Origin of the sequence: Streptomyces gilvosporeus, from assembly GCF_002082195.1 — a bacterium.
GTDB classification, from domain to species: domain Bacteria; phylum Actinomycetota; class Actinomycetes; order Streptomycetales; family Streptomycetaceae; genus Streptomyces; species Streptomyces gilvosporeus.
Genome location: NZ_CP020569.1, coordinates 569735 through 592151, shown reverse-complemented (window position 1 = coordinate 592151; position 22417 = coordinate 569735). Strand labels below are relative to the sequence as shown.

At 70.8% G+C, this 22417-nt stretch carries 13 protein-coding genes; 9 read left to right on the top strand and 4 right to left on the bottom strand.

From position 1 onward, the window contains the following. Positions 1–7 precede the first annotated feature (7 nt). The 6 genes from B1H19_RS02895 (at position 8) to rfbC (ending at position 14634) form a co-directional block, all read left to right on the top strand. Positions 8–4339: a DUF6603 domain-containing protein gene (locus B1H19_RS02895; RefSeq protein ID WP_083102678.1), complete on the top strand. Its 4332-nt coding sequence runs from the start codon at positions 8–10 to the stop codon at positions 4337–4339. A gap of 7 nt (positions 4340–4346) precedes the next feature. Continuing rightward, the gene (locus tag B1H19_RS02890) at positions 4347–6656 is read left to right on the top strand and encodes a hypothetical protein (protein ID WP_083102677.1); all 2310 of its coding nucleotides are present in this window, start codon (positions 4347–4349) and stop codon (positions 6654–6656) included. Between the two features lie 14 nt (positions 6657–6670). Next, positions 6671–10447 carry a hypothetical protein gene (locus B1H19_RS02885; RefSeq protein WP_083102676.1) on the top strand — a complete coding sequence of 1259 codons (3777 nt, stop codon included), beginning with the start codon at positions 6671–6673 and terminating at the stop codon, positions 10445–10447. A gap of 86 nt (positions 10448–10533) precedes the next feature. Further along, positions 10534–12081, top strand: coding sequence for a hypothetical protein (locus tag B1H19_RS02880; RefSeq protein WP_083102675.1), 1548 nt, complete (start codon positions 10534–10536; stop codon positions 12079–12081). A gap of 78 nt (positions 12082–12159) precedes the next feature. Further along, positions 12160–13884, top strand: a complete 1725-nt coding sequence (locus tag B1H19_RS02875) for a hypothetical protein (RefSeq protein WP_083102674.1) — start codon at positions 12160–12162, stop codon at positions 13882–13884. Positions 13885–14013: 129 nt separating this feature from the next. Next, positions 14014–14634 carry a dTDP-4-dehydrorhamnose 3,5-epimerase gene (gene rfbC, locus B1H19_RS02870; protein ID WP_083102673.1) on the top strand — a complete coding sequence of 207 codons (621 nt, stop codon included), beginning with the start codon at positions 14014–14016 and terminating at the stop codon, positions 14632–14634. Here rfbC and rfbD read toward each other — a convergent pair. Genes rfbD through B1H19_RS02855 form a run of 3 tightly spaced genes read right to left on the bottom strand, consistent with a single transcriptional unit; the run spans position 14604 to position 17589 of the window. After that, entirely contained in the window at positions 14604–15545 is a 942-nt protein-coding gene (gene rfbD / locus B1H19_RS02865) for a dTDP-4-dehydrorhamnose reductase (RefSeq protein ID WP_083102672.1), read from the bottom strand. The two genes, rfbC and rfbD, sit on opposite strands and share 31 nt — an antisense overlap. Then, positions 15539–16525, bottom strand: coding sequence for a dTDP-glucose 4,6-dehydratase (rfbB, locus tag B1H19_RS02860; RefSeq protein WP_083102671.1), 987 nt, complete (start codon positions 16523–16525; stop codon positions 15539–15541). The genes rfbD and rfbB overlap by 7 nt, the downstream gene beginning before the upstream one ends. After that, positions 16522–17589: a glucose-1-phosphate thymidylyltransferase gene (locus B1H19_RS02855; protein ID WP_083109393.1), complete on the bottom strand. Its 1068-nt coding sequence runs from the start codon at positions 17587–17589 to the stop codon at positions 16522–16524. Before B1H19_RS02855 ends, rfbB begins: the two co-directional genes overlap by 4 nt. Positions 17590–17697: 108 nt before the next feature. Between B1H19_RS02855 and B1H19_RS02850 the strand changes: the two genes are divergently transcribed. Both B1H19_RS02850 and B1H19_RS02845 read left to right on the top strand, forming a co-directional pair. Continuing rightward, positions 17698–18414, top strand: coding sequence for a tRNA-dependent cyclodipeptide synthase (locus B1H19_RS02850; protein ID WP_159027962.1), 717 nt, complete (start codon positions 17698–17700; stop codon positions 18412–18414). Further along, positions 18411–19616: a cytochrome P450 gene (locus B1H19_RS02845; RefSeq protein ID WP_083102669.1), complete on the top strand. Its 1206-nt coding sequence runs from the start codon at positions 18411–18413 to the stop codon at positions 19614–19616. The genes B1H19_RS02850 and B1H19_RS02845 overlap by 4 nt, the downstream gene beginning before the upstream one ends. A gap of 104 nt (positions 19617–19720) precedes the next feature. On the opposite strand, the gene B1H19_RS02840 is transcribed toward B1H19_RS02845, so the two are convergent. Further along, the gene (locus B1H19_RS02840; protein WP_159027961.1) at positions 19721–20860 is read right to left on the bottom strand and encodes a nucleotide disphospho-sugar-binding domain-containing protein; all 1140 of its coding nucleotides are present in this window, start codon (positions 20858–20860) and stop codon (positions 19721–19723) included. 122 nt (positions 20861–20982) lie between these two features. On the opposite strand from B1H19_RS02840, the gene B1H19_RS02835 reads away from it, so the two are divergent. Next, positions 20983–22131, top strand: coding sequence for an acyltransferase family protein (locus tag B1H19_RS02835; protein WP_159027960.1), 1149 nt, complete (start codon positions 20983–20985; stop codon positions 22129–22131). Positions 22132–22417: the final 286 nt, after the last annotated feature.

The following is a 22417-nucleotide window of genomic DNA, read 5'->3' as shown; positions in this document are numbered from 1 at the left end:
GACGCGCATGACGCTGTCCGTAGCCGCATTGCGGGAGAAGCTGACGAACAGTGCGGGTGGTGAATTCCATGTGACGGCGGAGGAATTGGGGATTCCTGCTGCCTCCACCCTCTTCGACGACCATCTCGGCACTGATTCCCTCACCGTTACGGGCGCCGACCCGCTGGTCGAGCAGCTCGCAGTGGGCGGCGAGCTGAAGCTGCGCCATCTCGATGCGGCCGTGCCGGTCTTCGCCTCCTTCCTGGCCGACGAGACCGGCGAGGATGTCACCGGGGTGCACCTGGACACCACGCTCCCGGGCTGGAACATCCCCTCCGGCCACCTCGACATGGATCCCGGCGTTCTGCGCGGTTCCGGGTTCGACGTCCTGCACCTCCTGCTGGACGCCACACCGGACCCGGAGGGCACCGTCGCGCCACGCACCGGGATCGGTGCCGAGCGCCCCCTCTCCGGTGCCTCCGGCGGGCCGAAGGCGTACGTCGCCGGGCTCCAGCCGCAGAACGAGGATTCGGCCTGGCAGTTGGCGGGATTCTTTACGCCGGTCCCGCTGGGGGCCCTGGGTGATCTGGCAACGCTGGCGCCGGGATTGGCGGGCACGGCGTTCGACCTTCCGAAGGACATCGGCAACGTCGGTGCCCTGCATGTCAGTGCGCTGTCCGTCAGCTTCGCGCCGGCCGGCGGCGGGAGCGAAGGCGAGCTGCTCTCCTTCTGGGTCCGGGTCCGGCTGGGCATCGACTGGACGGTGATTCCGGACACCTTCACGATCTCCGGGCTGCGGGCCGAGTTCGACATCCGTCCTTCGCCGGAGGGCTTCAAGGTCGGCGCGCTGTTCGGCGGCGTCCTCACCATCGGCGACGGCATCGAGGTCGCCGCCGCGTTCCGGGCTCCCGGCCTCCAGGTCTTCGCGCAGCTCACCAGGCCGATTCCGCTGGCCCCGCTGCTGGCGAAGTACTTCCCGGGCCTGGACCTGCCCGCCGACGCGCTGACCGTGGCGGAACTCCGGCTCTACGCCCAGGCCGGGAGCGGACCTCCCGGCTACAGCCTCGCTCTCGCCCTGGACGGCGACTGGCCGCTGCCCGTCCATGGCATCACCCTCCGCGAGCTGGATCTGACGATCGACATCGGGGGTGGCACCAGGAACGCCTCGGTGACCGCCGGCTGGGCGGTCGGCGAGGGCACGGTCCGGGTCGCCGCGGCGTACCAGAACGGCGGCTGGCAGTTCAGTGGCGCGGCTTTCGGTATCACCGCGGCCGACCTCTTCCGGATCTTCCATGCCCAACCGCCCTCCCTACTAGCCGACTTGACGCTGCGGGAGCTCGGCACCGCCTTCGACAGCCGAGGGGAGGGCATCGAGCTGTCCGGTGCGCTCGACTTCCCGCTCGGTGACGCGGACGCGGCCCTCACGCTCACCGCGACGCTCACCCGAGGCGACTCGGGCTATGACAAGACCGTCACCGGGCGGCTCGCGGTCGTCGTCCCCGGATCGTCCCCCGACCCCGATGCCGCCGGGGCGGACGACGTACACCTGCTGGATGACGAAGAGCGCCCCGGATACCGCGTGCTGACCTTCGAGGTGAACTACCGGGAAGACGGCGGCGGGTCAGTCGTCACCGGGGCGTGGGAGGGAAAGCCCGGTGTGCCGCTCATCGACCTGGTGGCCGCGATGGGGCTCGACCTCCCCGAGCTGCCGGACGTGCTCAAGCCGGTGCTGGAGTCGTTCTCCGTCCAATATCGCTCGGCAAACGGCGAGTTGCTGCTCACCGCCACAACCGAGCACACCGGATGGGTCTATGCGGGACTGCCCGGCGGGCCCAACGGGAAGCGGCTTTCGGCCGTCGCCGTACGGGGGCGGCTGGACGCGCGTGCCTCCTCCCTCCCGCTGATCGGGGAGGCGATCCCCAAGGAGCACGACGTGGTGCTGGACGGGGTGGCGTTCACCGGCACCCCGCAGGGGTGGACCGCCGCCAAGGCACAGCAGGTCAACGCCGCGCTGGACGTCCTCGACCCCGTCGTTCCGCGACGGCTGGCGCGGTTCGCGACCGAGAACGCCGGGCCCGGTTACGCGGTGCAGATCGAGCTGTCGCTCGGCGGGGTGCCACAGCCGCCGCTGCTGCTGCCGATCACCGGGAAGCCGGGTGGTTCCGGGGCGGCGGTCGCCGGACCGGACCGCACGCCCGTCGCCGTGCCGTCCGGCGTCCGCGGTGCGGCGGACGACACGGCCTCGCGCGAGCTGGAGCTGACGTTCGGGCCGGTGCGGCTGCGCCGCCTCGTCCTCGGATTCGCCGACGGCGCGGTCTTCGTCGCCTTCGACGCGCTGTTCAGCGCCGGGCCGGTGGAGTTCGCGCTGCTCGGCCTCGGCATCGGGATCGATGCCGAGCTGCGTCCCGTCCCGGTGCTCCGCGGCGCCGCGCTGTTCATCGACAAGCCGCCGCTGAAGGTGGCCGGCGTGCTGGAGCGGCGGAAGACCGAGGACTACGACGAGCTGATCACCGGCATGCTGGCGGTGGAGACCGGCTTCTTCGCCATGCAGGCGATGGGTTCCTACGCCCGCAGCCGCGCCGGCTGGGCGTCCGTCTTCCTCTTCGGGGAGATCGGCGCACAGGGCGGGGCCGCGCTCTTCGGGCCGCCCGCGTTCACCGTCAACGCGCTCTCCGGCGGCTTCGGCGTGAACAGCACCGTACGCACCCCCGACATCACCGAGCTTCCACGATTCCCGCTGGTCAACCGACTCACCGGCGGAGGTCCCGACGACCCGACACCGGAACAGATCCTGGAGGAACTGATGGGCCCCGGGGCCTGGGTGCAGCCGCATCCGGACCGCTACTGGGGCGCGATCGGCCTGGAGTTCACCACCTTCAAGTTCCTGCATACCCGGGCCCTGGCACTGGTGGAGTTCGGGGACGCGTTCAAGGTGATGATCCTGGGCCGCACCTCCCTCACCTTCCCCAAGAACGCGAGCGCCGACCGGAAGGTGCACGCCCGCCTCAACATCGACATCAAGCTGGCCTACGAGGCGGTCAAGAACCTGCTGTCGCTGGACATCGCCGTCGCCGAGGGCTCGTACGTCTTCGATCCGGCCATCCGGCTCACCGGCGGTATCGCCGTCTATGTGTGGACCGGTGGGCAGCACGGCGGCGACTTCGTCATCAGCGCGGGCGGCTACCATCCCCACTACGAGATCCCGGCGCACTACCCGCGCCCGGCACCGCTGGGCTTCGTCTGGTCCCCGGACGACAAGCTACGGGTCTCCGCACAGGGCTACACCGCGCTCACCCCGAACGCCTTCATGCTCGGCGGCCGACTGGACGCCCGCTACGACCGGGGGCTGCTCTCGGCGTGGTTCACCGCCCATCTGGACGCCCTGATCCAGTGGAACCCCTTCCACTTGGAGATCGCACTCGGCATCCGCATCGGCGTGGCCTTCACCATCAAGGTGTGGTTCGTGAAGGTGCGCGTCTCCATCGAGGTCGGCATCGACCTGGCGCTGTGGACACCGCCGCTGGGCGGCCGGGTGAGCGTCAAAGTGTGGTTCATCTCCTTCTCGTTCTCCTTCGGCTCCGGTCGGACCAGCCCGCCCGCGATCTCCTGGAACGAGTTCCGGCAGCAGCTCCCCGAGCCGCTCACCATCGCCCCGCTGCGCGGTGTGCTCGCCGATGTCGCCCCCTCCGAGCTCGCCGCCCGCAGCGCGGCCAGCCTGCCCACCCTGGTCTCGGCGTTCGGCTTCGCCCTCAGCACCGAGGCGGCGCTGCCCGCCAGCCGTATCACCGTCAACGGTGCGGACCTGCCTGCCGACACCCGACAGGTCGATATCCGGCCGATGAAGAAGCAGAACGTCGCCTCCGAGCACAAGGTGACGGTCTATCAGCGCGGTGCTGTCTTCGACTGGAAGCGGTACGGCTGGAAGATCATTCCGGTCGCCAAGTCGGTGTCCCAGGCGCTCTACGGCGTACCACGGGACGAGCCGACGCTGGCCGACCCCGATCTGCTGCCGGACCGCCCCGGCGGCGTCCGCATCGAGGTGCCCCCGCCGGACGAGGGTGACGCGGTCGGCCCGATCACGGCCCGTGCGCTCGATGTGGAACGGCTGGACGACGGCCGGATCCCGCTGCGCCGCGATGCCGCCGACGGCCCCGCTCCGCGCGAGGACGACGGCAGCATCCGCAGCATCACCGAAACCCTCGCGACCGCAGCCACCGCGGCCCGCCGCGGCGCCGTCCACACCGCGCTCGCCGGGCTCGGCGTCGCCCCGCCCGCCGACTGCGACGGCCCCCTGGACCACTGGGCCCAGCAGGCCGGCCACGCCCTCACCGACCCGCCCCTGACCACCGCCGCGAGGTGATGCGCCGATGACCACCGAACCGAAGACCGCCGGACCGCCGCCGGTCGCCGCAGCAGCCCCGACCGCCGCCCCCGACCTGGATGTCACCTTCCTGGACCATCTGCGGCCCCGCGCCACCGCGGGCCCCTACCGGGTGACCGTCGAACAGGTCCTCAAGGGCTCCGACGGACAGACCCTCAACCCCGGCGACCCGCTCACCGCCGAACACAGCTTCGAGATCCGCGCCCCGCAGTTCGTGCTCGACGCCGCCAGCGTGCACGCCTTCTATCCGGCCCCCGGCGCCGCCGGCGACTTCACCCGTACGCTGCCGCACGTCACCCTCACCAGGGCGCCGCTGCCGTGGGAGCGGGACCAGCGCTGGTCCCGCGCCGACCGCCGGGCCCCCTGGATGGCGCTGCTGCTCTTCCGGGCCGGCGAACTCCCTGACGATCCAGAAGGGTTGGCACACACCACCAAGCGCACGGTGGCGAAGCTGGTCACCCCCGACGAGCCGGGGGTGCTCGGCCCGGCCCTCACCGGCCTGCCGCCCGAGACGCTGAGCAGCGACTGCCACACCATCGACGTCCCCGCCGCGCTCTTCAACGCCCTGGTGCCGCGCGAGGAGGAGATGTACTACCTGGCGCACGTTCGGGACGTGCGGCCCGCCGCGCTCCGCGACGACGGCGAGACATTCACCGAGGGCACGTTCGGCGTCCTCACCGGCAACCGCTTCCCCGTCACCACCGGCGACTACGCGGCCCACCTGGTCTCGTTCGAGGGCTTCGACGGGCGGCTGGAAGGCGAACTGCCACCGGGCACCGAGTTCGTGCGGCTGGCCTCGTTGTGGGCCTGGTCCTTCCGCTGCGACACCAAGGCCGCCTTCGACGCCCAGGGCATCCTGCAAAAGCTGGTCGCGCCCGGCCATGACGACCCGGAGGACCTGGCGCTCCGTCTCCCACCGGGGACCGACCCGCCGTCGGATCCCGACGACGCCCAGCAGCTCGCCCTGGAGCGGCTGCGCCGCGGCTTCGTCCCCGTCGCGCACCGGGTCCTCTCGGGGGAGCGGACCTACGGCTGGTACCGCGGGCCCGCCACCCCCGTCACCGCCCCCGAGGTGCCGCCGGTGGTCGGTGAACGCGGCACCCACACCAGCGCCGACCACGCCCTGATCTACGAGGCCGAGCACGGCCTCTTCGACGTCAGCTACGCCGCCGCCTGGACCCTCGGCCGGGCCGTCGGCCTCGCCGATCCGCAGTACGCCGCCGAGACCGTCCGTGCCCGGCGCCAACTGGCCAACGCAGCAGCACAGTTGATGGCGCGCGGCGGCGCTCGCGGCGCCGGCCCGTCCGAACTCGCCACCGGCCGCCGCAGCCTCCGGGCGCTGCACGAGCTGGCCCGCGAGCGCGGCGGGCGGTCCCTCGCCGAGGCCCTCGCCGCTCCCCAGATCCCGTCCCGGCCCGCCACCGACGACGACGCCGACGTCCGGGAACGGGGCCCCCGGGTCAGCCGCGCCGAGGCACGCGCCGCCGCCCACGCCCTGCTCGCCGACGAGGACGGGCAGGCGGTGCTGCGCGCCACCGCCGAGCGCACCACCGGAAGCCTCCCGCAGTGGCTGGACCAGCTGACCCTGCTCCGCGGAGTGCCGTTCCCCTACCTCGTACCGGACGCCCGGATGCTGCCGCCGGAATCGCTGCGGCTGTTCCGGATCGACCCGGCGTGGCTCGCCGCGCTGACCGCCGGCGCCCATGACGTCGGCGTCCACACCTCCCTCGACCACCGGCTCGCCCCGGCCCTCCGCGAGGCCGCCGCCGGCCGCTCCGCGGTGGCTCCGCCCGCCGCCGGGCTGCTGATCCGCTCCGCGCTGGTCCCGGCCTGGCCGCAGATCCGTGTCACCGCCTACCGCAAGGGCGCCGCGCTCACCGAGCTGCGCCGCGACCACCCCGACCACGACGTCCTGCTCTGCCTCTTCGACGGGGTGCCGGACGAGCTGGTGCTGCGGGAGCCCAGCCAGGGCATCCGCTTCGGCATCGACTCCGGGGACCTGATCAACCTCCGACAGCTCGCAGCGGGCGGCGACCCGGAGCTGGGCGCGTCACTGCCGGGGCGGCGCTTCCCCTCGGGCGGTTCGAGCACCGTCTTCACCGCGTATCTGCGCGACGGCGGCGCCGGCGGCCCGGCCGGGGTCCTCCGCCTCCTTGACGGCGACGGACGGGAGGGCCTGGTCACCGGCCTCGCCCGCGAGTTCGGGCTGGACTCGCTACGGCCGTCCCAGCTCGCCGTCGAGCTGATCAACTCCCCGATCGAGCAGCGGCTCACCGTCCCCCCGGCAGCCCAGTGAAGGAGCCGACCCCGATGCGCGCGACCGACCTGATCGTCCCCATCGAGCTGCACGCCATGGTCTACAACTGGGGTGTGCAGGGCTCGGAGCCCTTCCACCGCTGGTTCCCCACGTACCAGCAGATGCTGCGCGACCAGGGCACCGCCGAGCCCACCCCCAGTCCCTCCCCTCCGCAGCAGGACCTGGTCGACAAATACGGCGTCTACCTTCAGTGGCAGCTTCCCGAGGCGCTCGCCACCGGCCACTACGACCCGGAGAGCCGGGAGACCACCTTCCCGCTGATCCCCAACCGGTGGCTGATCGTCCGCTACTACGACGGCACCGACGGCACCCGGAAGGCCGCCGGCTGGGTGGTGGCCTCCGACTTCCTGCACTCCGAGCACCCGGACTGGAACCCCGGCACGGAGCGCCGCACCCAGTACGTCAACCCACGCGGTGACAACGCCCCGTTCCTCGACTTCATCGGCCGCGCAGACAAGCTCGAAGCGGACCGGCCCTGGCGCGAACCGGCCCGCCGGGAACCGCACTTGACCGCCATCGGCCCCGGCGTCCCCGCCTTCGCCGCCTTCGAGCCCTACCACCGCAATGTGCTCTCCTTCTACGACAGCCTCAACGACCTGCGCCCGCACCCCACCGCGCCGGCCCCGGACAACACCTTCAGCTACCTGGCGATCGGCTGGTACACCGAGCGCGGCATCGACCTGCTCACCACGGCCGCCGACATCCCCGGCCTGCTGCCGCCGGACGCCGAAGGCCCCGAGGACGTGATCCACGCCCTGCACTGGGCCCTTCCCGAGGGCGCCGAAGGCAGCGCGCTCACCGACTCCCGCTATGTCGGCACCGCGCTCGGCATCCCCTGGCAGCAGGGCGCCTCCGCACCACCGTCCGACAAGCCGGACTACGGGCGGGTGAAGGTCGCTGTCGGCCACAGCACCGATGACGCCGCCGGAGCCCTGACGGCACATCAGACGCGCTCCGGCCGCACCGCCGACCTGCTGCGTGCCCTCTACCACGGCACCATCGACACCTTCGACGGCGCCGACGGCTCCTGCGAACTGGACGACGCCACCCGCAAGACCTGGTTCGCCGGACGCACCGGCGGCTACGCCTGGGAGATCGTGGACCGTCCGACGGAAAACGGCGATCCGCCCGCCCGGCACCGGCGCGCCGAGGACCCCGGATGGCTGGCCGACCTCAATTCCCTTCAGGCCGCGTACGACGCGCTGGAACCGCGGTTGCGCCACAGCCAGCAGCGCTACTGGTCGCTGCACTGGCTGCGCGGGCTGCCCAGCCGCCAGCGGCCCGAGGGGTTCGCCGAGGCGGCTTGGGAGCAGCTGCGGCCGGACCGCCCCGGCAACCTGCACGACCGCACCGCCGCCCTGCACCAGCAGGCCGTGACGCTGCTGGCGGGGCTCCCGCACGGCAGCACCCCCGAAGAGCTCCAGGCCGCCATCGACGCCTACGCGGCGGCTCACGGTCTGCCCGAGCACCTGGAGCTGAAGCGGGTCGCCGCCGCCCCCTTCCACCAGCCCGCCGACCCCGTGCTGTTGATCGAGGGCTCCGGCGCCACCCAGCCGCTCACTCGCGACACCGACCATCCGCTGCCCTGCCGGATCCCGGACCGGCTGCTGGAGTCCGCGTACTTCGACGGCGCGTGGCACGACGTCCCCACCTCCCCGCCCGCGCCCGAGCTGGGCGGGGACGTTCCCGCGGTGTGCGCGGCGCTGCTGCCGGAGTTCGCCTTGCTCGACACCGCCGCCCGCACCCCCGCCTCGGGGCCCGGCCCGACCGCCCTGCACAACCTCGTCGCCGATCCGTCCGGGCTCACCCGCGGTCTGCTCGCCGAGTACACCGCGGTGTGGCGGCAGCCCTGGCTGCCGATGTTCGTGCAGTGGGACCTGCGCTACAGCCCCACCCCGTACCACAGCGAGAACCGGGACAACTGGGAGTTCGACGGCGACGACTACGCCTGGCTGGGCACCGGCTCGACGGTCGGCAGCGAGGAGGACGCCCGCCAGCGGGTGTTCCGCGGCCGGGCCTTCCTCGCCCCGACGACGGTGCATGTACTGCGCGGGCAGCTGCGCCGCTATCTGGAGACCTTCCCGGAGCCGGAGACCGCCGGGCTGGCAGCGCTGCGCGAGGACTGCAAGGAGCTCGACGTACTGTCGCAGAGCCTGGACGGCCTCAACGACTGGCTCCTGAGGCAGGACGGCGCGGCCCGGCTGGTGCCCGACGCGCAGAGCGCCGACCTCACCGGCGACGGCAGCACCGTGCCCCGGCCCGGTCCGCGGGAGCAGTCCGCCGCGCCGGAAGACGTCTTCCAGCCGGTGCGCGCCGGACAGTTCTTCTTCACCGACCTCCGAATCATCGACCGGTACGGGCGGGTGCTCGACATCGTCGCCGACAACGAGGGCCGCCCCGAGCGGTTCGATCCCCGGCGGGCGGTGAGCGTCACGCCGACGCCGGGCCGCAGGCTGTTCGAGGACGTCCGCGGAGACCAGCGCTTCATCCAGCTGCCGCCGCGGATGCTGCACGAAGCCCGGGTGCGTCTGGACACCGTGGACGCCCATGACGGCAGCCGGTACGCCACCGGCCCGCGGGCGGCGGATGTCGGGGCGGTGACCGGGGCTCCGGCCGACGTGGCGGCGGGCTGCCTGGGCGCCGGGGCGGGTGCGGGCGCCGGCCCGGTCGCCGGCTGGCTGCTGCTCAACTACCTCGACCGGACACTGCTGGTGTACGGGCCCGACGGAGCCCCACTGGGCGAGCTGCGGGTCGTACGGAACATCTCCGGGGTTCGTGCGACGGCGTGGAACCCGCTGCCGCACTCGCCGTACGACAACCCGGGATCGGACGCCTTCAAGGCGGCATTCCCACAGTTGAGCGGCTTCGCCACGGAACTGCTGAGGCAATCCGCGGCATCGTTCGACGACCTGATGGAGTCGATCGACGAGGCGCTGGAGCGGGTCGAATCACCGCATGCGGAGGACGACCGGACGGCGGCCCGGCTCCTCGGCCGCCCCCTGGCGCTGGTCCGCGCCGACCTGGGCATCGACCTGCGCGGCCCGCTGCTGACCGACGCCGGCTGGCAGACCGTCATCGATCCGCCCCAGGAGGAGTACCCGCAGTACACCTGGCCGGTGCGGCTCGGCGAGGCCGAGCGGCTCTCGGACGGGCTCATCGGCTACTACGCGACGGAAGGCGAGCCGGGCGACGCCATCAGCTACCGTCGGCTGCACGCCGTCGCGCCGGTGGACGACAGCGGCTACACCGTACCGATCGGGCACGGCGAGGGGCTGGCGCTGCCCGCACGGATCACCACGGAAGATCCGGTGACCCACCATCTGACGCTGCTCGCCGACCCACACGCCCCGGTGCACGCCAGCACCGGAATCCTGCCGATCGAGGCGCTGGAACTGCCCGCCGATCTGGTGCACCAGGCGCTGTTGCGGATCCGTGCCTCCTTCCGCCTCAACCCGCTGCTGGCACCGCTGCGCAACGGGCAGCTGGACGCCCGGCGGACGGCGGGCGTGGACTCCGTGCGTACGGCGGCCGGCCCGGGCGGCGCGGACGAGCTGCCCGAGGGCCTGGTCATGCCGCAGCCGGCCCAGTGGCACGGCACCTGGACCTGGGCCGAACCGGAGCTCGCGGACGGCGCCGAGCTGCCGACCTGGTCCGAAACCCCTCTCGCTCCCGCCGACACCCGCTTCCACGCCGACGACCCGGCACCGGCCGCCCGCGCCGGCTACCTCCAACTGCACCCGGTTCAGGAAGGGCCGAGCCGACCCGCCTGACCTTCCACAGGAGAAGCAAGAAGCCAGGAGCAAGAAGCACGAAGCATGAAGCACGAGGCAAGCGGTACGACGTAAGGAGCACCCCGATGGGGAAAATCATCCGCGGCGGCAGCGCACTGCTTCCGCTCGACATCTCCACCTACCCGCCCGAGCTGAACATCGGGCACCCGGATCCGGTGACGCTGAAGGTCACCGTCGGCGCGGACATCACCGGGACGGTGCTCTGCGACAAACTCACCGTCAGGCTGCGGATCGGCGAGGGCGGATCCGCGTGGACCGCGAACCGGGGCGCCCTGAAGTCCGGCGTCACGGGCGGAGAAAGCCCAGGACAGGGCGACGGCTGGACGCCTGAGGACGGCTATGACGACGGCGAATGGCAGGTATTCGTATTCGACCCGACGACGCAGGCCCGCTTCGACGGCACCTGGAAACTGACGCTGAACATCTTCAACATCGAACTCAACGACGCACCGGGCTGGGCCGAGCTCCAGGTCGTCGAGCAGACCTCGACCGGCGGCCCGACCAGTGCGAAGACCACCAACGCCCAAGTGCAGAAGGCCCCGGACACCTTCGTCTTCCACAGCTTCCACCCGGAGCACATCATGGTCGGCAACGGCGACCGGGCGAAGCTGGAATGGCAGGGAACGCAGGACGCCGCCTACACCATGTTCTGGGACAAGAACGAGGAGCAGTTGCAGTTCGGTCCCAGCAAGCCGTTCGGCGAATGGCTCTCCCCGGCACTGCACGAGCCCACCGGCTTCATGCTCCAGGCCCGCTACACCAAGGACGGCAAGACGTTCGAGCGGACGTTGACGACGAGTGTCGGCGTCGTCGACCCCGATCTGACGGTAACGAACCTGACCGTGCTGGGCGCCCTCACCGCAGACGGCGAGGTGACCACCACCGGCACCCTGACCAGCAAGGGGGCGCTCACCGCCAAGTCCGGCCTGACCGCATCCGGCGGCGTCACCGCGTTCGGCGGCATCACTGCCACCGACGGCATCGTCCGCATCCGCGACCTGCGCGGGCCGTACGGCGAGCATCTGACGATCGACAGCCCGACGGACTTCCTCGCCGGCGACGACGTCACCGTGGCGGCCAGCCTCACCACCAACGGCTCGTTCTACCCGACCGGAGGCATGACCGCGACCGGGGACATCGTCAGGATCAAGGACCTCCGCGGCCCGTACGGCCAGTGGCTGAAGATCAACAGCTCGACGGAGTTCCTGCCGGACAACGACGTGCTGGTCAACGGCGGCCTGGAAACCAAGGGCACGCTCACCACCAACGGAGCCACCGACCTCGCCAGCAGGCCCCAGCAGTGCGGGCTGACCTGGAACACCACCCGCGGCTGGACCGCCCCGACGACCGGCCTCGCCATCGCCGAGGTCCGCTGCGGCGGCGGAGACCGCAACCCGATGGTCACCATCACCTCCGACGGGCAGTCCGTCGATGCCAGCACCTTCAAATTCAACGATCCGGTCCGCCCCGGGTACTCGGTCGCCGTCCTCGCCATCCGGAAAGGCGCGGACTTCAGTGTCTGGTTCGGTGACGCGGGCGGCGACGGTGGCCCCGACTGGAAGGCGGCATGGTTCACCTGGGTCCCGTTCGGAGTCGGCGCACTGGACATGTGAGACGCACAAGAAGCCATGTCATGCAACACGCACAAGAAGGCATATGACGCACATTGAGTTGGAGAAGGGCAGGGCTCCATGAACGAGATCATCCGATCCGGCACCGCACTGCTTCCGTACGCCGTCGAGACCTTCCCGCCCGAGCTCAACGCCAGCACACCCGGCAAGCCGGTCACCGCCACGCTCAAAGTGGTGGTCGGCGCCGGGCTGACCAGGTCGGTGCGCTGTGACCGGCTCACCGTCAAACTCCGCATCGGCGAGGGTGCCTCGGCCTGGACCGGCAACCGGACCGCGCTCGACTCCGGCGTCGTCGGTGGGGAATCCCCCGGGCAGGGCGACGGCTGGACCAAGTACGACGGCTATCCGGAGGGTGACTGGCAGGTCTTCGAGTTCGAACCGACCACCACCGCCGTATTCGACGGCAACTGGCGGCTCACCCTCAATGTATTCAACATCGAGGTGAACAGCGCCCCGGGCTGGGCCGAGTTCCAAGTGGTCGAGAAGACCTCGACCAGCGGTGCCACCACCGACAAGGCCACCAACGCGCAGTACCAGAAAGCGCCCAGTGCATTCGTCTTCCACAGTTTCCATCCCAAGGACCTGCTGGTCGGGAACGGTGACCGCGCGACCCTGCTGTGGCAGGGCACCCAGGACGCCGCCTACACGATGTACTGGGGCGAGACCCACGAGGAACTGAAATTCGGACCGGACCAGCCCTTCGGCGAGTGGCGGTCCCCCGAACTCCACACCCCCACCGGCTTTATGCTCCAGGCCCGCTACACCGAGGACGGCAAGACATACGAAAGGACGCTGACGACGACCGTCAGCGTCATCAAGCCCGATCTGGAGCTGCGCCACCTCACGGTCAACGGCACGCTGACCGCCAAGGGCGCGGTGACGGCCGAAGGCACACTGACCGCGAACAGCACGATCACCGCGAACGGCGCCCTCACCGTCGACGGCGACACCGCGCTCAACGGCCATGTCACTGCGGTCGGGAGCGGAAAGATCGTGCGGATCCGCGAACTGCGGGGCCCGGTGAAGTCCGGCGGTCAGACCGCCGATCCTGCCCTGCTGATCAAGAGCGATGTGACCGTCAACTCGGCCAACCTACTCAGTGTTCGCAACATGATCGGGCTCGGCACCTACCCGACGATCGACATCGAGGGCCACCTCAAACTCTCCTCGTCCGGACGAACGACAACGATCAACGGCCCGCTCGTCGCCAAGGGGAACGTCACACTCGACCAAAAGAGCCTCCACCAGCCGCCGCAGGACAACAAGCTGACCGTCAAAAGCGCTGCGGCCATGGAAGGCGCCACAAAATTCACCGGCCCGGTCCAGGGCTACCGCACCAGCTACAGCCGCAACTGGGGGCAGAACACCGCACCCACATCCTCGAACAAGTACACCGCCACCGCGCCCACGGACGGCCTCCTGTACGGCCAGATCCTCTGCTACGACAACACGCGCTATAACGACAACATCGGCTTCAAGGGCAGCCTCCACGTCACCGTCGCGGGCAGGACATACCGCTGCGACGCCCCGATCCTGCGGCAGTCCGGGGCCGGTGCGCAGCACTACACCCTCACCGCACCGGTCCGCCAGGGCGACTCCATCGCCGTGCACATCACCAACGACACCACGTCCATCTACTACAGCAAACTCGCGATCGGTCTCGTCTGGCGTCCGTTCGGCCAGGACAGCCCGCTCGCGGGTTTCACCAGGACCGCAGAGGCCGAACCCTCCATCGTTGACAACGAACCCGCCCCGCCGGACTCGGAAGCCACTGCCACCGACTGACCAGGCCGGCCCGCCACGCCAGCTGGAGTGCTCGGTGGCCCGGCCGGGTGCGTGGCAAGGTGGTGACCCGGAGAGCGGAGCGTCAGGTTCCACAACCAGCCGTGAGAGTACGGAGCGAAGGGGTGTCAGGTGCAGGCACTGGACATCGCGGGGGCGTGGATCACCAAGCCGAGGGTCTTCGGAGATGACCGAGGGACCTTCCACGAGTGGTTCTGCGCGGAACGGTTCCGTGAGTCCACCGGCCATGACCTGAGGGTCCTCCAGGCCAACTGCTCGGTGTCCCGGCGCGGGGTGCTGCGCGGGGTGCACTTCGCCGATGTCCCGCCGGGACAAGGGAAGTTCGTCACCTGTGTGCGGGGGGCGGTTCTGGACGTGGTCGTGGACATCCGGCTGGGTTCCCCGACGTACCGGCACTGGGTGGCGCGGCAGCTCGACGACCGGACCCGGCGTGCGCTCTACGTCGCGGAAGGGCTGGGCCACGCATTCATGGCGCTGTCCGACGACGCGACCGTGGTCTATCTGTGCTCCGAGGGATACGCACCGGGGCGCGAGCACGGCATTCATCCGCTCGATCCCGAACTGGGCATCGACTGGCCGGCCGGGCTGGAACCGGTCCTTTCCGAGAAGGACGAGGGCGCGCCGTCGCTGGCGGAGGCGGAACGGGCCGGACTGCTTCCGTCCTTCGACGGGTGTCAGGCTCACTACGACCGACGCCTGGCTCAGTCGGAGGCCCGGTCCGAGCGGCAGTGAGCCGGCGGAACGGTGCCCGGCGGCCGCTGCCGCTCGACGGCGAGCAGGGCGGGGAACGCCTCGGCGAGCGCGCCCCTCCAATGCCGGATCGGTTCGATCCCGGCGGCCCGCCAGGCGGCGTGGCTCAGGGCGCCGTGGGCGGGCCGGGAGGCGGGGCGGCCCAGTGCCCGGCTGGTGGTGCGCACCACCCGCCCCGGGTCCGCGCCCAGCAGACGGAACGTCTCCTGGGCCAGGCCGTGCCACGTGGTCGCACCGCGGCTGGTGCCGTGGTAGACGCCGGCCGGTGCGGTGCCGCGCAGGGCACCGAGACCCAGCCGTACCAGCAGATCGGCGAGGTCGGAGGTCCAAGTGGGCTGGCCTCGCTGGTCGTCCACGACCTGGACAAGGTCGCGCTCGCGCTCCAGCCGGATCATGGTGCTGACGAAGTTGGGGCCGCCCGCGCCGTAGAGCCAGGCGGTGCGGACGACGTAGCCGGTGTGCGGCAGACCTGCCAGCACGGCCTGCTCCCCGGCCAGCTTGGTGCGTCCGTAGGTGTTCCGGGGGCCGGGGTGGTCGTCCTCGGCACGGGGGCCCTCCAGGTCGCCGGAGAACACGTAGTTCGTGGAAATGTGGAGCAGCCGGGCGCCGGACTCGGCGCAGGCTGCGGCGAGATGGCGTGGCCCGTCTCCGTTGACACGGGCGGCGGCGTCCTCGTGGGTCTCGACGTCGTCCGTGGCGGTCCATGCGGCGCAGTTCACCACGATGTCGGGCCGGTGTGCGCGCACCGCTGTGCGGACGGCCCGGGCCTGGGTGATGTCGAGTTCGCGCCGGGGCAGCCCGGTGACTTCCGCACCGTCCAGCCGGGCGAGCCGGGCGCACAGCTCCCACCCGAGCAGACCGCCGGCCCCGGTCACCAGCCAGCGGACTACCATGTCCGCTCCCACCAGCGGCGGTTGTCGCGGTACCAGGCCACGGTCTCGGCCAGGCCGGTGGCGAAGTCGGTGCGCGGGCGGTACCCCAGTTCCTCCCGGATCTTCGTGCAGTCGAGGGAGTACCGCCGGTCGTGGCCCTTGCGGTCGGTGACCTGCTCGACCGACTCCCAACCCGCCCCGCAGGCGGCCAGGAGCCGACCGGTCAGTTCCCGATTGGTGAGCTCGGTGCCCCCGCCCACGTTGTAGATCTCGCCGGGGCGGCCGGCGGTCCGGACCAGTTCGACGGCGCGGACGTGGTCGTCGACGTGCAGCCACTCGCGGACGTTCAGCCCGTCGCCGTAGAGCGGCACCTTCAGTCCCTGAAGCAGCTGGGTGACGAAGAGCGGGATGAGCTTCTCCGGGTACTGGTGGTGTCCGTAGGTGTTGGAGCCGCGGGTGATCCTGACGTCCAGGCCGTGAGTGCGGTGGTAGGCGAGGGCGATCAGATCGGCGGCCGCCTTGGAGGCGGCGTAGGGCGAGTTGGGCAGGAGGGGCGCGGTCTCCGTCCAGGAGCCCGTGGTGAGGGAGCCGTAGACCTCGTCGGTGGAGATCTGGACGAAGGTCCGCACGTCTGCCCGCAGGGCGGCGTCCAGCAGGGTGTGGGTACCGAGGACGTTGGTCCTCATGAAGTCCGCGGCGCCGCTGATGGACCGGTCGACATGGGACTCCGCGGCGAAGTTGACCACGTACCGGTGATTGCTCATCAGCTCTCCGACGAGCTCGGCGTCGCAGATGTCCCCGGTGACAACGGTGCAGGCGGGGTGGTCGCGGACGGCCGCCAGATTGTCCGGGTTGCCGGCGTAGGTCATCTTGTCCAGCACGGTGATGCGGGGTGTGCCGGCCTTGTGGCCGGGTCCGGACCCGTCGGCGAGCAAGGTGCGCACATAGTGGGAACCGATGAACCCGGCCGCTCCCGTGACGAGGATCGCCTCGTCGGTCACGAGCAGATCCTGGCCGAGCTGTGGTCGCCGAGGACGAACCGGTGGGCGCGCGGCGTCGTCGAGGCCGGGGCGACGTCGACGCGGCGGCCGATGAGGGACGCCTCGATCCGCCGGACACCGCGGATCGAGGAGCCCGGGAGCACGATGGAGAACTCGATCTCGCTGTCGCGGACGTGGCAGTCCTCGGCAACCGAGGTGGACGGGCCGATATAGGAGTCGGCGACGGTTGTGCCGCGGCCGATGATGGCCGGGCCGACGATGCGGGACCCGCGGATGCGGGCGCCCTCGGCGATGGATACCCGGCCGATGATCTCGCTGTCGCTGTCGACGGATCCGTCGGTACAGGGTTCAACGGTCTCCAGTACGGCGCGGTTGACTTCCAGCATGTCCGTGACGTTCCCGGTGTCTTTCCAGTAGCCGGAGACGACCGTGGAGCGTACGTCCTTGCCGTTGTCCATCAGCCATTGGAGGGCGTCGGTGATCTCCAGTTCGCCGCGCCGGGACGGCTCGATGGCCCGTACGGCGGTATGTACCGCGGGGGTGAAGAGGTAGACCCCGACCAGTGCCAGGTCGCTCTTGGGTTGGGGCGGTTTTTCCTCCAAACGGACGACCCTGCCGGAGCCGTCCAGCTCGGCCACTCCGAAGGCGCTGGGATCGGTCACGGCGGTGAGAAGGATCTGTGCATCCGGGCGGTGCCGGCGGAAGGCGTCGACGAAGCCGGTGATGCCACCGATGATGAAGTTGTCGCCCAGATACATCACGAAGTCGTCATCCCCGAGGAATTCCCGGGCGATGAGCACGGCATGGGCGAGGCCCAGCGGGGCGTCCTGGGGGATGTAGGTGACGTCGAGGCCGAACGCCGATCCGTCCCCGACGGCCCGCCGGATCTCCTGGCAGGTGGCGCCGACGACGATGCCGACGTCGGTGATCCCGGCGTCGGCGATGGCTTCGAGACCGTAGAAGAGCACCGGTTTGTTGGCGACCGGGACCAGCTGCTTGGCGGACGTGTGGGTGATCGGCCGGAGCCGTACGCCCGCGCCTCCGGCCAGCACAAGAGCCTTCACGGCGGTGATCATATGGGTGGCTTGCCATCAATCAGAATTATTGACTCCTCTTCGGCGAGCCTCCGGTCGGCGCGCGAGCCGATCATGCCCGTGGCAATATGCAGATTCATGAGCACAAATAACCATATAGGCGGTTTCGTTGTCCGCACCCTGTTGCACCACCATCAGCGGATCCTCAACCGTGCGGAACACGTCCTGATAGGTCTGAGCCCGTTCAACGGCTACTACAAGCCGCGGCTCGTCCGGGACCTGGTGGCCTGGGGCCACCATCACTTCGACCGCGTGGATGTGTTCGTCCCCGGCTGGGAGACCGCCCATACGCTGACCGGCGCCGGCATGAGCCCCCGCGACGCGGTGCACCGCTCCCGCCGGGCGGCCAAGCGGCTCCGCAACGCCGCCGTCGACGCCCTGCGATCCTGTGACGACGCCGAACCGCATATGCGCGTCCATACCTCCACGACCCTCGCCAACCGGGCCGCGTACACCCGACTGCACGAACGCGTCCGCACGGAGTACGCGCACGATCCGGTGATCCGCGCCGCTTGCCGGGAGACCGCCCGCGAAGCCCTGCGGACGCACTGCACAGGGCAGCCGACCGAGCAGCAGATCGACCTCGCCGTCAGCTATCCGCTCGCCGAACTCCCGCTGATCCTCGACAGCCCGGCAATCTTCGCGGCGGAGTCGTCGGTCGTCGTCTACCACCGCGAGCTGGGGCCCCTGACCCCGCTGATCCTGGGCCATTCCCCGACCGTGGAGCCGGTCGCCGGGCAGGGCTTCGCGGTCGTCACACCACCGCCGACCGCCCTCGAAAGGAGCGAAGGATGAGCCGCGTCAACGATTTCAGCCCGCCGCTGCGCTACCCCTTCGCGCTGGGTCGGCACGGCACCCCGCCCCCGGCCATCGCCTGGGCGCGCAAGCACCACCCTGTGTGCCCGGTGATCCTCCCCAGTGGCCGACAGGTCTGGATGCTCACCCGGAAGGACGACATCACCCATCTGCTCACCAACCCGGTCTTCTCCCGCGACCTCGTCTACCCCGGCGCGCCGCGCTTCGTCGGCGAGGACTTCACCGCCGTGCCCGGCGGCATCTTCAATCTGGACGGCGCCGACCACGCCCGGATCCGCCACATCCTCGCGCCGCACTTCACGCCCTCGGCGGCGGCCGGGCACACGGAGATGATCGCCCGGCACGCGGAGGGCCTGCTGGACGCCATGGAGACCGGGCCGAACCCCACCGATCTCGTCGAGGCGTACGCGGCTCCGCTGCCGCTCAGGGTGAGCTGCGAGGTTCTCGGCATCCCCCTTCAGCAGCGGGCCGCGTACCTGGATGCCTTCCGCACCCAGACAAGCCTGGTGGTCACGGCCGCGGATGTCGCCGCCGCGACCGCCGCGACGCTGGATCTCACCGAACAGATCATCAAGGGCAAACGAGCCGACGGCGACCACAGCGGGCCCCTCGGGGCGCTGGTCCAGGCCGAGGCCGAAGGCGTCATCAGCGACGAGGAGTTGCACGGCACCGCCAGCTACCTCCTCGTCACCGGGTCCGAGCCGCTGGTACCGCCGCTGGCCACCGGGGCGGTGACCCTGATGCGCCACCCCGACCAGTTGAACGCCTGTCTCGCCGACGAGGAGTTGTGGCCACGGGCGGTGGACGAGGTGCTGCGCTACCACCACAACGGAGTCCTGGGCCTGCCCCGGGTGGCCACCGAGGAGATCACCCTGCATAGAGTGCGCATCGCCGCGGGCGACGGAGTCTGCGCACCGATGCTCGGCGCCACCTGGGACCCCAGGCACTACCGGCACCCGGAGAAGTTCGACATCCATCGCACCGGAGACATGTCGGCGACCTTCGGCTCCGGACCGCACTTCTGCCTGGGAGGCGCGCTCGCACGGGTCTTTCTGACCACCGCCTACGCGGCCCTCTTCCGGCGCTTCCCCGACCTCTTCCTGGCCGTGCCCGAGGACGACCTGCCCTGGCAGATCGACATTCAGCTGATCCGGCCGGCCAGGGTGCCGGTCTGCTGGTGACGCGCCCGCAGAGCCCGCCGTCACCCTGGGCGGTGGGCGGCGGCAGCGACCCGGCGACGGCCTCCCGAACAGACCGCCGTTGCCGTGCCGCTCCGCCCCTACGCTCAGGACGCCGCCGCGACGAGTTGCCGGACGAACGCGTCCGGTCCCGGCATGGCGGCGATCTCCTCCCGCACCTCGGCGCACGCCTGGCGGATCTCCGCGTCGCGCAGCGCCCGCTCCACGGCTTCCCGCAACTCGGCACGGCCGGGGCGGGTCTTCTCCACGGCCGTGCCGACTCCTCGACGGATTACGGCCTGCGCGTTGACCGGCTGATCCGCCGCGTGCGGCATCACCACCTGAGGGATGCCGAGGGCGAGCGCGGTGAACGTGCTGCCCGAGCCCCCGTGATGGACGACCGCGGCACAGCCCGGCAGAAGCGCGGTGAGCGGAACCCAGCCGACCGTCCGGACGCCGGGGGGAAGGGGACGCCCGGCCGGCGGCGTGGCGGAGCCGATGGCGAGCACGACCTCGGCATCGAGGCCGTCCAGGGCCTCCAGCACGGTGGCCAGGGCCTCGTCCATGCCCACCTCCGGGAGAACCGATCCCCAGGTCACGCAGATCCGCGGGCGCCGGGGACGGACGAGCAGCCAGTCGGGCACCACCCCACCGCCGTTGCACGGCACGAACCGCAGCGGCACACCGGGCTTGGCGCCGGGCGGGCGCAGACTCGGCGGGCAGACGTCGGCGGTGAGCACGGGCGGGGCGGGCGGGTCCGGCAGGAATGCGGAGAGGTCACCGTAGGGCATACCGAGCCCGATGTGGACGGAGGGGACGCCCGCCTGGTCGGCCGCGGACTGTCCGCCGCCGATGAAGGAGGTGAACACCAGCAGGTCCGGCGCCCAGTCACGGATGACGCGCAGAATCCCGTCGGTCATCCGCTGACCCACCTCCAGCGCTTCGGAGGTGGCCCCGCTCTGGTCTGCCCCGTCGTGGTCGCCCTCCGGCTGCGGCGGACGCGTGAACCGCTGCCAGGCGGTCGACAGGTCGTGGGCCGCCGGCCGGGTGGCCATCGCGCGCTCGGCGAGGCGACGGTAGGCGTGGGCGGCGGTGCCGTCCGAGACCTCCACGGCGGCCAGCCCCAGCCGGATCGCCATGTCCAGGCTCGGGCCCGTCGCGGCCACCCGCACCTCATGGCCCGCGGCCTGCGCCGCCCATGCCGTCGGCACGGCGGGCAACAGATGGCCGACTCCGGGTGCTGCCACGAAAAGGATGCGCACGGCGGGCTCCCCTGCGGAGGTGGGCGACGGTGCCGAGGTCATCGCGACTATATGGGCGAGGTAGGGGCCGGCAAGGCAGCCGCGCCCCCGCACCGGGGAGTTTCACCGTGACGCCGACGACCTCGCCGCCCGAGCGGTTGCCGTCCCTGACCGGTCTGCGGTTCGTCGCCGCCTTCGGGGTGTACCTCTGCCACGCGGTCTTCCTCGGCCTGCGGGGCCGGGCATGGATACCGACCGAACTGCTGGGCCCGCTGGCGGTGTCGCTGTTCTTCATCCTCAGTGGTTTCGTGCTCACCCGGTTCGCCCGCCCCGGGGACACGGCACGCGCGTTCTGGCGCCGACGGGTCGTCAAGATCTACCCGAACCACCTGACCGTCCTGGTGCTGTTCATGATCTATTTCATGGTCGTCGGCATGGCGGTGCGACCGTCCGGCTCGGTCCTGATGCTGGTACCGGGCATCCTCCTGGTGCATACCTGGCTGCCGAACTACACCCTGATCGGCAGCGGAAACATCGTCTCCTGGTCGCTGGCGTGCGAGGTCTTCTTCTATCTGCTGTTCCCGCTCCTGCTGGCCCTGGTCCGCAGGATCCCACCACGGCGGCTGGCGGCAGCCGCGGTCTGCACGGCGGCGGCCGTGTGGACCGTACCGGTGGTCTCCTATGCGCTGGACGGCGCACCGCTGCCCGGATTTCCCTGGCCGGTACCCCGGGACCAGCTGTGGTTCGCCTACTTCCTGCCGGTTTGCCGCCTGCCGGAGTTCGTCCTCGGAATCATCCTGGCCACCGGTATGCGGTCGGGTGGCTGTACACGGCGGGTGGGTATGTGGGCCTCGTCCGCACTGCTGCTCACCTCACTGGTCCTCGGCGCCACCGTACTGCCGACGGTCTTCCTCTTCGCCGCGGTCGGGGTGGTGCCGCTGACGCTGCTGATCCGGGCCACCGCCGCGCTGGATCTGCGCGGCGCCCGGTCGCCGCTGCGGACGCCGGTGATGGTCTTCCTCGGCGAGATCTCGTACGCCTTCTACCTTGTCCACACCCTTGCGCTGCTGGTGGTCTACCACTTCATCGGTGACGCCTGGTCCGGCCTGGCCACGGGCGTGCTGGGGCTGCCCGTGGCGCTGCTCATGGCATGGCTGCTGTACACCCTGGTGGAGCAGCCCTGCATGCGGCGATTCGCGCGGCGGCGGAGACCTGTTACCAGCCCCGCGCCCGCGCGGGCCAGGGCGGATTCCGAGCAGCCCGGGAAATCGGCGTGAGTCGGGGTTGAGACTGGCGAGCCCGCATATTGCGGTGTCGCGTATTCCGGACGGGTTCGAGGCCCCGTCGCCTTGCATCGACCGCCGGCGGGTGCCATGCACCCGGGATCTGCCCGACCGGAACGGGTACTTTGGGCCGATCCGACGGGTCGCCTTGGCGACGGTGAGTACCGACAGCGGGTAGCGCCGTGATCGACTGGCCTGGGAGTACGTGAGCGGGTTCTGGCTCTGGCTCTGGCTACGGTGCCGGGCAGCGACAAGGTGTTCGGGGCGATGGGACACGGCT